The organism is Methylocucumis oryzae, from assembly GCF_000963695.1.
Taxonomy (GTDB): domain Bacteria; phylum Pseudomonadota; class Gammaproteobacteria; order Methylococcales; family Methylomonadaceae; genus Methylovulum; species Methylovulum oryzae.
On sequence record NZ_LAJX01000088.1, the window covers coordinates 16,095 to 27,634 of the forward strand.

Annotated in this window: 13 protein-coding genes; 12 read left to right on the forward strand and 1 reads right to left on the reverse strand. The window is 44.8% G+C overall.

The features are described from left to right. Nucleotides 1-171: 171 nt before the first annotated feature. The 3 genes from VZ94_RS30535 (at nucleotide 172) to VZ94_RS09060 (ending at nucleotide 2,930) form a co-directional block, all read left to right on the forward strand. Entirely contained in the window at nucleotides 172-306 is a 135-nt protein-coding gene (locus VZ94_RS30535) for a hypothetical protein (RefSeq protein ID WP_275575189.1), read from the forward strand. A gap of 39 nt (nucleotides 307-345) precedes the next feature. After that, a complete protein-coding gene (locus VZ94_RS09055) occupies nucleotides 346-1,764 on the forward strand; it encodes a M23 family metallopeptidase (RefSeq protein WP_052700377.1) in 1,419 nt (472 codons plus the stop codon). Between the two features lie 104 nt (nucleotides 1,765-1,868). Continuing rightward, nucleotides 1,869-2,930, forward strand: a complete 1,062-nt coding sequence (locus VZ94_RS09060; RefSeq protein WP_239649790.1) for an anhydro-N-acetylmuramic acid kinase — start codon at nucleotides 1,869-1,871, stop codon at nucleotides 2,928-2,930. Here the strand turns inward: VZ94_RS09060 and erpA are convergent. Then, nucleotides 2,927-3,259, reverse strand: a complete 333-nt coding sequence (gene erpA / locus VZ94_RS09065) for an iron-sulfur cluster insertion protein ErpA (RefSeq protein WP_045778979.1) — start codon at nucleotides 3,257-3,259, stop codon at nucleotides 2,927-2,929. The genes VZ94_RS09060 and erpA overlap by 4 nt on opposite strands. Before the next feature lie 111 nt (nucleotides 3,260-3,370). Between erpA and VZ94_RS22660 the strand changes: the two genes are divergently transcribed. From VZ94_RS22660 to VZ94_RS09110, 9 genes are all read left to right on the forward strand, one after another. After that, a complete protein-coding gene (locus tag VZ94_RS22660; protein WP_082081511.1) occupies nucleotides 3,371-4,609 on the forward strand; it encodes a phosphatase PAP2 family protein in 1,239 nt (412 codons plus the stop codon). 153 nt (nucleotides 4,610-4,762) lie between these two features. Beyond that, on the forward strand, nucleotides 4,763-5,266 hold the full coding sequence (locus VZ94_RS09075) for a peroxiredoxin (protein WP_045778980.1): 504 nt from the start codon (nucleotides 4,763-4,765) through the stop codon (nucleotides 5,264-5,266). A gap of 30 nt (nucleotides 5,267-5,296) precedes the next feature. Further along, entirely contained in the window at nucleotides 5,297-5,686 is a 390-nt protein-coding gene (locus VZ94_RS22665; RefSeq protein WP_052700379.1) for a VOC family protein, read from the forward strand. A gap of 15 nt (nucleotides 5,687-5,701) precedes the next feature. After that, nucleotides 5,702-6,472: an SDR family NAD(P)-dependent oxidoreductase gene (locus VZ94_RS09085; protein ID WP_045778981.1), complete on the forward strand. Its 771-nt coding sequence runs from the start codon at nucleotides 5,702-5,704 to the stop codon at nucleotides 6,470-6,472. Nucleotides 6,473-6,678: 206 nt separating this feature from the next. Beyond that, nucleotides 6,679-7,143 carry a 23S rRNA (pseudouridine(1915)-N(3))-methyltransferase RlmH gene (rlmH, locus tag VZ94_RS09095; RefSeq protein ID WP_045778983.1) on the forward strand — a complete coding sequence of 155 codons (465 nt, stop codon included), beginning with the start codon at nucleotides 6,679-6,681 and terminating at the stop codon, nucleotides 7,141-7,143. Beyond that, nucleotides 7,143-7,718: a Maf family protein gene (locus VZ94_RS09100; protein WP_045778984.1), complete on the forward strand. Its 576-nt coding sequence runs from the start codon at nucleotides 7,143-7,145 to the stop codon at nucleotides 7,716-7,718. The genes rlmH and VZ94_RS09100 overlap by 1 nt, the downstream gene beginning before the upstream one ends. Next, nucleotides 7,715-8,827, forward strand: a complete 1,113-nt coding sequence (locus tag VZ94_RS09105) for an Rne/Rng family ribonuclease (protein ID WP_439097720.1) — start codon at nucleotides 7,715-7,717, stop codon at nucleotides 8,825-8,827. The genes VZ94_RS09100 and VZ94_RS09105 overlap by 4 nt, the downstream gene beginning before the upstream one ends. A 34-nt stretch (nucleotides 8,828-8,861) precedes the next feature. Then, nucleotides 8,862-9,170, forward strand: a complete 309-nt coding sequence (locus tag VZ94_RS33205) for a ribonuclease G (protein ID WP_439097721.1) — start codon at nucleotides 8,862-8,864, stop codon at nucleotides 9,168-9,170. Between the two features lie 24 nt (nucleotides 9,171-9,194). Continuing rightward, nucleotides 9,195-11,540 (forward strand): YhdP family phospholipid transporter (locus tag VZ94_RS09110; protein WP_045778985.1); only part of this gene is annotated, 2,346 nt, incomplete at its 3' end.

An 11,540-nucleotide genomic window follows, 5' to 3' on the forward strand; every position in this document is an offset into this window, starting at 1 on the left:
TTGTTCGCACCAATCTGAATCAAAAAACAAGTTTAAAGCATCTAGGCGCGCACCATTAGAAAGCATAACACAGTCTTTATCCGCCCAATTGAGCAAAAACTAAGGTTTTATTGGTAAAATATCACAAAACCCAATATACTTGCGCCATAGTAACGGCTATATCAATGATTAATGCTTGATTATTCAAAGTTAATTTCACTGAGTCATCTACTTATTGGTGATGCAGCACTGGCAAAATACGGCTTAAACCCTGCTAATCTCAATAACGACTTTCCGACTGGCAAGAATTTTGCTGCTTATAACTAGCGAAACCACGCCATTAACTCACTTATCGTCATTACGCGAATGCCAATAAAAAAACACTTATCGACTTGTTTATTAATCGGGTTAGGGGTTATTGTGCCAACAACTTATGGTTACGCAAAGCCTCATACCACCACAAAAAAACCAGCATTAACTCAAGTCAAACAGACTAAGACTAAAAAGACTGTAGTTGCCTTAACTAGCAAGCCCCATAAAACTAGCAAAACACAAAAGCACCAAACATCTTCAAGCAAATCGAAACCCGTTGTAGCTATCCTACACACTAAGTCCCACAAAGACTTATTACACAGCAAGCACAAACATAGCGAATCGCTGTTAACAAAATTACATGCTCGCCAGCATGTACGCCTAAAACATCACCACCATTATTTAGCAAAACACACAAGCCAGCACGTCGAGCAAGATAACTCTTCAGATGAGGTTTTAACCAACCTCGCGGCTGAATTTAACGACTCTGCGCTTAACCAACCGATTTTACCCGCAAAGATTCCTCACACACCGTCGCATAACCCCTTCGTTAACGTAGATAGCCAACCCATAGCAAACAAACGCATACACGCGTTAATTCCGGCCAAAAAAACGACCGATGACTCTAATCCAGCCGATAACTCAAACTACCCCTATTCCAGTGCTTACGGCATCATCGAATCAACATTGGAAGACGCAGGGCGCGAAGCCGGTTTATCTGACCAATTAATTGACCAGCTTACCAGCGTATTCGCCTGGGATATTGACTTCGCCACCAATCTACATCAGGGTGATGAATTTACTGTGGTTTACCAAACAGGAATGGACGGTAATGAGCAAATTATTGCGGCAGAGTTTGTGAATGAAGGCAAGGTCTTAACAGCTGTACGCTATGAAGACTATGAAGGTAATGTCAATTATTACACCCCGGAAGGCAAAGCGATGCGCAAAGCCTTTTTAAGCACACCTGTTGAATACGCACGTATTAGCTCTCACTTCAGCACAAATCGCAGACACCCTATTTTAAACAGAATCCGCGCCCATAAAGGCGTTGATTATGCGGCCCGTACAGGCACCCCTGTTAAAGCAGCCGGTGATGGCTCAATCGCCTTTATGGGAAGAAAAGGTGGTTACGGTCAAGTCATTATCCTTAAACACGGTGAGCATTACGAAACGTTATATGCTCATTTATCGGGTTTTAAACGTGGCTTACTCGATGGCGACAACGTTCATCAAGGCGACATCATTGGTTATGTCGGTCAAACTGGTCTCGCCACAGGCCCACATTTGCACTATGAGTTTCGCGTAGATGGTGTGCATAAAAATCCAGAGCGACAAACCTCAAGGCATTTATTGACGCTTAATGATAACGAGTTAGTTGATTTTAAAACCACGGCTAAACCCGTTTTAGCGCAACTTTACTCGGTTAAAGCGCGTACCTTATTGGCTAAAAATCAACAGCACAACGAATAACAGGTTGCGCCAATGCATAAAATCTTAGACGTTACTTTATAGATAACGGAGGCGCTCATGCCAGAACTTTATATAGCATTATCTCAGGCACTAGTGCGGATGGTATTGACGCCGCGTTAGTAGATTTTTCTGGCGCTAAACCTTTACTTATCGATTTTATTTATTTGCCGTTCAGTGCAGAAATCAAAGCGCACATTGACCAAGTAAGCGACGCGACGGCACGAATTACGTTAAAAGACTATGGCAGCCTAGATCATAAGCTAGGTCTTTTATTTGCTGAAGCTGTTATCGCGTTATTAGCTAAAAGCAAATACCCAGCAACGGCCATTAAAGCCATAGGCAGCCATGGTCAAACCGTGCATCATGGCATGACGGAGTCAGCTCCGTTTACGTTACAAATCGGCGACCCTAATATTATTGCTGAATTGACTAATATTACGACTATCGCTGATTTTAGACGCCGTGACATCGCTGCCCAAGGTCAAGGTGCGCCTTTAGTGCCTGCCTTTCACCAGGCAGTATTCCGCCACGCGCATATCGAGCGCTGTATTGTCAACATTGGCGGTATCGCCAATATCACAATATTACCCTCAAACCCTAATAACAACAGCCTAGGCTTTGATACTGGCCCAGGTAATGTTTTACTAGATCAGTGGATTCATCGTTGCCTAGGACTCCCCTACGATGAACACGGCAATTGGGCGAAAACAGGCGTGATTGATTACGACTTAGTCGCCCAACTTAAGCAAGACGCTTATTTTACTAGCCCGCCACCCAAAAGCACTGGCAAAGAATATTTCTGCTTAGACTGGCTAACGCAACAAATCGACAGCACTCGTTATAAACCCGAAGACTTACAAGCCAGTTTATGCTATCTCACCGCCGTGACAATATGCGACGCGATAAAAAAACATGCACCGATAGCAGAGCAAGTACTGATTTGCGGCGGCGGGGTACACAACCAACTACTAATGGAATTATTAGAGCAAAACCTCGCCTGTTCAATTGCCTCTAGCGAAGCCTATGGCATACACCCGGATCATGTTGAAGCAATGGCATTCGCCTGGTTAGCCCGACAAACGCTGAATGGTTTGCCAGGCAATTTAAAACAGGTTACCGGTGCTAGCCGCGAGGTTATTCTCGGAGCTATTTATCAGAAATGTTAAGCTGAAAAGGAAGAACCACAACCACATGTCGTCGTGGCATTAGGGTTTTTAATAACAAATTGCGCGCCTGACAAGTCTTCTTTGTAGTCGATTTGCGCACCTGTTAAATACTGAATACTCATTGAGTCAATTAATACAGTTACGCCACTTTTGACCACACAAGTATCATCTTCGTTAACTTGTTCATCAAACGTAAAACCATATTGGAATCCAGAACACCCGCCGCCTGACACATAAACTCGCAACTTCAAATTATCATTGCCTTCTTCGGCAATTAATTCGCTCACTTTAGTCGCTGCGTTATCAGTAAAAATAATAGGATCGGTCATAAAATCATCGTATTGTTAAGTTAATCTGTAGTGATTATGTCAATAACCTAGTGCTGTCGTCAACATAACCCGTTATACCGCCCATCCTCTCTCATTCATTACACCACTCTTATGAAAGCAATTGCAGCCTCACCCATCCTGCACCGCCCGATAATCACAGAAATAAGTCTATTTCTTAGTGTCGTTGCCCTATTAACACTGCCATTTTGGTTGTCAGACTTAGACATACAAGTCGCCCAACGCTTTTTTCATGCAGATAACCCAGACAATTTCTGGCCAGAAGAGCAGCGAACTATTTGGGTATTTTTTTATAAGGCAATACCGATATTAGTCAATGTGTTACTGTTAGGCTGTCTTGGCGTGTTAGCGTTTTCTGGTAGCAAACCTTCAGCAACAAAGCATAGACGAGTCGCGTTTTACATCTTGTTTTGCATTATTTTAGGCCCTGGCTTAGTCGTCAACGGCATTTTTAAAGACCATTATGGTCGGCCACGACCTCGCCAAATTGAGCAATTTCACGGTCAATTGGCGTATCAACCGCCCGGAATGCCCGGTGCTGAAGGTAAATCTTTTCCCTGCGGACATTGCAGTGTAGGTTATGTATTCTGGGTGTTTTTTTTTTTCCTAAACCGCCGCAAAAAACCGTTACTAGCACTCGCCTATTTCGTGGCGGCTTTATTGCTGGGGCTGTCCGTTGGTATGGGACGCATTGCCGCAGGAGGGCATTTTCTCTCTGATGTGCTGTGGAGTGGCTTTCTCACGTATGCTGTTTGTGCCTGGCTTTATTACGCATTAATAGCAAAATGGGAAAACCTGCCAGACCGCGAAATACCTGACTTCATTTTGCTACAACATTGGCAAAATCTACCAAAAACCGTTAAGCCTTGGTTATTTGCAGCACTTGCGCTGGCTATGTCTGGCTTAGCTGCGTTAGCTACACCGCACAAAACAGACAAAGAGCTAAGCTTAGCGCAATTAGGCACAGCGCTTACCATCAACGCGAATGTCGGCGATGTGGTTTTACACGCCCTACCATCGGCTAATAACCCTCCTCACGCCCACTTAAACATAAAAGGTTTTGGTTTTCCAACCAGTAGCATCACAGCGACTTATAACGAGGATGAAAAACAACTTACCATCGCTAAAAACGGCATGTTTACCGACATCGAAGGCCAACTCGATATTTATGTGCCTATAGACCTGGCCAATTTAACGATTAATGCCGAACAAGGACGAATTGTCTTAAATTTACCCACAGCTCTACCAGCAATGTGGCAACTACATGCCAAAAAAGGCATCGCATCAGTGGCTTCACCTCCCCATGAAAAAGCACTGCCTAAGCAACCATAAAAATAGTCCGGACTGTTCCCCCAACCAATAAACCCATTAAACGCATTAAGCAATAATTATTACATCAACACTGGACTTTCACCGGTACGCTTACTATGATGCAGTGACGCTGCGGGTATCGGCGTTGATAATAATTATATATTTGGAGGAGTTATGTTAGAAAAAGCACAAGCCGCACCTATGTTTAGGTCATTTAATGAAAATGGTCAACTCGTTAGCCTAAACGATTACTATAATGAAAAAAACGTCGTGTTATATTTTTACCCAAAAGATGACACGCCAGGCTGCACAATAGAAGCCAACCAATTTACCGCGCTCATCGATGACTTTGCGGCAGAAGATACGGTAATTATTGGTGTTAGCAAAGATAGTTGCGAAAGCCACCGCGACTTTATCAATAAATTCGGTCTAAAAATTCAATTATTAGCCGATACCAGCGGTCAGCTTTGTGAAAGCTATGGTGTCTGGCGCGAACGCGAAAAAGAAGGCGTTAAAAGCATGGCTATTTTCCGCTCCACCTTTATTATCGATAAGCAAGGCGTGTTAGCCGATGTTATATATGGCGTTACCCCAGATGGACACGCGCAAGAAGTGCTAGACAAAATTAAACAGTTAAACAATCCCGAAGCACCTGAAACGGCTGCCTCGGACGAATGAGAAAATAAACCTTACCAAGCTGCGACAGGAATGAATATATCAGGCATTAACCATATCAATATCGTCACTACGGCTTCACAATTACCTGAAGTCGTGTCTTTTTACGAACGCATACTGGGCTTAAAACAAGGGCTTCGAGCGCCTTCTAAACGCGGTGGCGCATGGCTTTATAACGGCGAAACCGCAATAGTACATGTTTCGGTCGTTGAACAACCACCGTATGCGGGCAAAGATACACTGATTAACCATGTTGCCTTAGCCTGCTCTAATGTCGCAGCTTTTCTTGCTGTATTAAATGACAACCACATTCCCTACACAGTTGACTACCGGACGCCGCCTGAGATGTCGCAGATTTTTTTTTCTACGATCCATAGGGGTAAAAATCGAGCTAAAATTTTCCAGGTGAAAAGCTGCCGGTAAACCCGGAGCACATACATGGTACCTAACCAAACGTTAGACTTAACGAATAAAGTTGCATTAATTACCGGCGCGGCAGTAGGCATTGGCAAAGCCTCTGCCATTGCGCTTGGCCGAGCAGGCGCGACCATTGGCCTGCATTATCATTCAAGTAAAAATGCCGCCGAAGACTTACATGCTGAGTTGGCTGAGCAAGGCATTCGCTCAGTTTTGCTGTCCGGTGACTTAACTCAAGAAGACCAAGCTAACCATGTTGTCGATCAATTAATTGCTGAAACCGGTTGCCTAGATATTTTAGTCAATAACAGCGGTGGCCTGATTCAACGTGCCAAAATCGAAGACTGCTCGTTAGAAGTTTGGACTCAAACTCAAGCCTTAAACCTTAACAGTGCGTTTTTAGTCACTAAACGTGCGATACCGCATTTACGCGCCACTGGCGATGGTCGCATTATCAATTTATTATCATTATCGGTACAAACCGGTGGCGCTAATGGCGCAGGCGCGTATGCAGCAGCTAAAGGCGGCTTAATGGTTTTTACCCATACTCTAGCAAAAGAATTAGCCCCAGCAATACGCACCAACTCCATCATGCCAGGCACAGTAGAAACTCAACATCATGAGATTCATTCAACGCCTGAAATGCTGGAAAACTACCGTAAACAAACACCGCTAGGCCGTAATACCTTTGCCGAAGAAGTCGCCAGTTCCGTGTTGTTTTTAGCCAGCGATATGTCTTCTCATATTAACGGTGCGCTTATCGACATTAGCGGCGGACGCTTCTTACGCTAATCAAAACCGCTACACACTTTAGCAGGGACAGGGTATTCAAGGTACAGGACGCCGTAAATACATCCCTGTAGGCTTGGTGGCAGCATCCCTGCTGCCAACACCTGTACCCTGAATACCCTGTCCCGCCTTACATTGGTAGCCATCAAAACGAAAGACAACCGCTTAATCGTTGCATCCAACAGCGGTTGTCTGTATCCTGCCCACCCATGCAAATACATTTAATCACTATCGGCAATCGTATGCCTAGCTGGGTACAACAAGGTTACGATGAATATGCCAAACGTTTGCCGCGCGAATGCCAATTACAGCTCACGGAACTCAGCCCTGGTAAGCGCAGCAAGAACAGCGATATTGTCAGAATCGTCAATGATGAAGGCGAACGTATGCTATCCGCTAGCCAAAATAACCATATCGTTACGCTAGACATACCTGGTCAGCCTTGGACCACCCCGCAACTGGCCAATGCTTTAAAACGCTGGCAATTATTAGGCAAAAACATTGCATTATTAGTGGGCGGAGCGGATGGATTATCGGATAACGTTAAAGCCAAAGCCCAGGAAAGTTGGAGTTTATCGCCGCTCACCTTCCCTCATCCACTAGTGCGAATCATCATCGCTGAGCAAATTTACCGCGCGTGGAGCTTGTTAAACAACCATCCTTATCACCGCTAATGGCTACGACTCTTATTCTTGCCTCAGCGTCACCGAGACGCCAGGAACTACTCAACCAAATCGCGATTCGTTACCACGTCCATCCAACAGCCATCGATGAGACTCCTTATGATAACGAAGACCCGCTTAGCTATGTCAAACGTATGGCCGAGGAAAAATCGGCAGCGTGTGCGTTACATTTTCCTGAGCATACCGCTATATTAGCCGCAGATACCAGTGTCGTCGTCAACCAACACATTTTGGGTAAACCCACAGATAAACATGATGCGATAAGAATGCTACGCAGCTTATCTGGCATAACTCATTGGGTTTATACCGCAGTGTCTTTACGCAGCCATAAACACGATTTAGTCGTTAGCAAATCAGAGGTTACCTTTAAACCACTGAGCGATGCAGAAATCGACGCCTATTGGCAAAGCGGCGAACCACTAGACAAAGCTGGTGCTTATGCTATACAAGGTAGAGGCGGTATCTTTGTTAGCCATATTAACGGCAGTTTTTCCGGCATTGTCGGTCTACCGTTATACGAAACCAGTCAATTATTAGCATTGCACGGCATATATCCCACAGTATGAGCGAAGAAATCCTGATTAATGTCACGCCACCCGAAACCCGTGTCGCCGTCATAGAAAACGGTGTGTTACAAGAACTCATTATAGAGCGCACCCGTGAACGCGGTTTAGTCGGCAATATCTATAAAGGCGAAGTGTGTCGAGTGCTGCCGGGTATGCAAGCGGCTTTTGTCGATATAGGTTTAGATAGAGCGGCATTTTTGCATTTATCGGATATATGCAGCCGTGACTTAGAAAAAAAAGGCTCAGAAAATATCGAGCATTATTTTCATGAAGGCCAAGCGATTGTCGTACAAGTCGTCAAAGACCCCTTAGGCACAAAAGGCGCGCGTCTCACCACCGAAATCGCCATACCGTCGCGTTATCAAGTGTATATGCCTTATGCCAATACAGCCGGTGTATCTCAGCGCATAGAATGTGATTCTGAGCGCATACGCCTTAGACAATGTGTTGAACAATTCCGTAAAGAGCATCAATGCGGTGGTTTTATCGCCCGAACCGCTGCTGAATGTGTCGATGAAGCAGTGTTAATCGCCGACATGAATTTTCTATTAAAACTATGGGAATCCATCTCAGAAAAAATTGCCAGCGCCAAGCCCAAAGAATTTATTCATAAAGATTTACCACTGAGTATTCGCACCTTAAGAGACTTATACAAAGAAGGCTTAGAACGCGTGCGCGTGGATTCTAGGGAAACCTATCATAGACTTATCGAATTTGCAGAAATATTCGTCCCTGAAATCGTGCCAATGATTGAGCATTACAGCGGCGAATGTCCTGTATTTGATATTTACAGCGTCGAAGATGAACTCAAAAAAGCCTTAGAACGAAAAGTTAAACTTAAATCCGGCGGGCATTTAGTGTTTGACCAAACAGAAGCAATGACCACGGTAGATGTTAATACCGGCGGTTATGTCGGCGGCAGAAACTTAGAAGAAACCATTTTTAAAACTAACTTAGAAGCCGCACAAACCATTGCCCGACAATTAAGACTACGCAACTTAGGCGGTATTATCATTATTGATTTTATCGATATGAAAAGCGAAGAGCACAGACGGCAAGTATTACAAGCATTAGAACGGCATTTAGAAAAAAGACCGGGCAAAAACTAAAATCACTGAAGTATCGGTCTTAGGCCTAGTGGAAATGACGCGTAAACGCACGCGGGAAAGCTTAGAGCATATTTTATGCGAGCCATGTAGCGCTTGTGGTGGACGTGGAGTATTAAAAACTGCAGAAACCGTTTGCCTAGAAATCTTCCGCGAAATCATCCGCTCAGTACGCTTATACAAAGTAAAAACTTTAATGGTGTTAGCATCAAACAGCGTCGTTGAAATGCTATTAGATGAAGAAGCTAACATGTTAGCGGAATTAGAAACGTTCTTAGGTGTGCAAATCAAATTCCGCGCTGAAGCTCAATACAATCAAGAACAATACGATGTGGTGTTGTTATAAACGGCCAGGCTTTCGCATTGAACAATGATTGTCCACTTACATCGTGCCACTCGCCTGTTACTTTTTGTTACGCTGGTGCTAACCGCATTAGGCTTAACGGGTGCGCGTATCATCTTATCTGCACTGCCGCATTATCAAACAGAACTCACTGACTTCGCCAGTCAAACCTTAGGCGCCCCGGTCAGCATTAACCGAATCACAACAGGATTTCGCGGGCTTACTCCAGAAATTCTTATCGATAACATCAGCTTAACCGATGCGCACACAACCACTACCGCGATAAAACTCGATGATGTTCATATTAGCGTAGATTTATTCGCGCTAGTACGCCGCCAAGCCTTAATGCCAGCCCTTGGCTTAACGATAAAAGGCATTAAACTCACCTTAGAGCGCTCAGCCGATGGCAGTATCCATGTGCATGGCTTACCTGCTAGCGAAGGCAATCCTGACTGGTTGTTTAACATAGGTCGCTTTAGCGTCAGTGATAGCGAAATTGCGTTTATAGAAACGAGCAAAGCAAACCATGTCCTCAGCTTAAACCATGCCGACTTATTACTCAGCAACGACAACGCTCAACATCACTTAGACATACAAACGGCTCTAAACCCCTCTTATGGCGATGCGCTACGGATTAGCGCGCAATTCACCGGCAATCCTTTTGCAGCCAATGAACTATCCGGCCTAATTTATTTAGATGCCAAGTCACTTAATCTGGCACAGTGGCTAAAAGAGCAACTACCCGCCTCATTAACGTTAAACAACGGCTTAGCCGATATACAACTTTGGGGACGTTTAACCGACGCGCACTTACAACAAATCGCCGTGGTAAGCAGACTACAAGACATTGCATTACAACAAGGTAACAGCCAGCCGCTTAACTTAAATCGTATCAGCGTCACAGGCCAATGGCAGCACTTAACAAACCTGCCTACTCCTGCCTGGCAATTAACCGTCAATCAGCTTGCCATCACACCCAGCCATACTCAACACCCGCTAAAGCCGATAAGCTTTCACGTAACGGTACAAAACTCCGATGCGCAAACAAATATAATCTCAGGTCAAATAAAACAGGTTGATTTAGCCGCGTTAACTCAGCTAATACAACCTTTTGACTTAGCCGCATTATCGCCTGAGTTAAAAGTGCTTAAGCAAACCCAACTACAAGGCCAACTTAACAATCTAGGTTTTTACATCGACGCTAAGCAACAACGTTATACGGTAAAAGGCAAATTTAACCAGTTAGGCATTAACCACCCCGATTTAAGTGTGCAAACGATTAGCGGCGAAATTAACGGCAACCAACACCAAGGCCAACTCAAGTTAAACGGCAAACACACCATCATCACCAGCCCTAAGCATTTGCGCGAGCCGCTGACATTAACCCAGCTTAATGCCGGGATTAATTGGCAACGGCAAGCAGACGGCTTAGCCTTAACCGGCTCAGCGATACAAATCGACTTACCCGGCCTGACGACCTCTACCCGGTTTCAACTACAGCTACCCGATGACCCACAAGCCGCTTTATTTACCGATTGGCTCACCGAATTAAGCGCCGATGACGTCAGCCAATTACGCCATTACTACCCAGCCCTAGATATGGATAGTGAAGATGTCGCCTGGTTAGATCGCGCGTTTGTCTCAGGTCAAATTAGCGACGGACGTCTGTCATATTACGGCCCTCTCAATAAAACCATTGACTTAGGCCACGAACCAGCAACATCGACAAACATCACACCACTGCCTGAATTAACACCCGACCAAGACGCCAAGGCACAAATTATTAGCAGCGAAATGGTTGGTAATGGCGGAATATTTCAAGCCCATCTCAACATTCAAAATTTAGAACTGATTTACGCGCCAGATTGGCCTACATTAACCGAAGTGAATGGCGAGTTAAACTTCACCCAACGCCGCATGGAAATCCATGCGAGTCATGGTTACTGCCTAGGCTTAACCGCCAGTAACACCGTCGTGATTAATGAAGCCGTCGGACGCGGTAAAGACCTCGCCATTACCGGCCAAGTCAATGGCTCGGTCGCTAATAGCTTAAATTTTTTACAACACAGCCCGTTAAACGACTATGTTGGCGGATTAATCAAAGCCATAGAACCTGAAGGCGACACCGTGGTGGATTTAGCGCTAAATGTGCCGATGTTGTCAGAAAAAGACCCCACCGTGTTAGGTAGCGCGCAATTTAACAATAATCGCTTATGGATTAAAAGCATACAACTGCCGATTCAACGCATTGTGGGTCAATTAAAATTTAACGAGCAAGGCATTTTTAGCGACAATCTTAAAGCCGTCGTATTTGAACAACCGGTTAAGGTCACGATAGACAATAAAGCCCATAGCACCGTCATTAATGCCACC

Bases quoted from the DNA above. Each gene is read 5' to 3' on its own strand.
- VZ94_RS30535 (WP_275575189.1), top strand. From the start codon at position 172: ATGCTTGATTATTCAAAGTTAATTTCACTGAGTCATCTACTTATTGGT.
- VZ94_RS09075 (WP_045778980.1), top strand. From the start codon at position 4,763: ATGTTAGAAAAAGCACAAGCCGCACCTATGTTTAGGTCATTTAATGAA.
- VZ94_RS09085 (WP_045778981.1), top strand. From the start codon at position 5,702: ATGGTACCTAACCAAACGTTAGACTTAACGAATAAAGTTGCATTAATT.
- VZ94_RS09105 (WP_439097720.1), top strand. From the start codon at position 7,715: ATGAGCGAAGAAATCCTGATTAATGTCACGCCACCCGAAACCCGTGTC.
- VZ94_RS09055 (WP_052700377.1), top strand. From the start codon at position 346: ATGCCAATAAAAAAACACTTATCGACTTGTTTATTAATCGGGTTAGGG.
- VZ94_RS09100 (WP_045778984.1), top strand. From the start codon at position 7,143: ATGGCTACGACTCTTATTCTTGCCTCAGCGTCACCGAGACGCCAGGAA.
- erpA (WP_045778979.1), bottom strand. From the start codon at position 3,259: ATGACCGATCCTATTATTTTTACTGATAACGCAGCGACTAAAGTGAGC.
- VZ94_RS22665 (WP_052700379.1), top strand. From the start codon at position 5,297: ATGAATATATCAGGCATTAACCATATCAATATCGTCACTACGGCTTCA.
- VZ94_RS22660 (WP_082081511.1), top strand. From the start codon at position 3,371: ATGAAAGCAATTGCAGCCTCACCCATCCTGCACCGCCCGATAATCACA.
- rlmH (WP_045778983.1), top strand. From the start codon at position 6,679: ATGCAAATACATTTAATCACTATCGGCAATCGTATGCCTAGCTGGGTA.
- VZ94_RS33205 (WP_439097721.1), top strand. From the start codon at position 8,862: ATGACGCGTAAACGCACGCGGGAAAGCTTAGAGCATATTTTATGCGAG.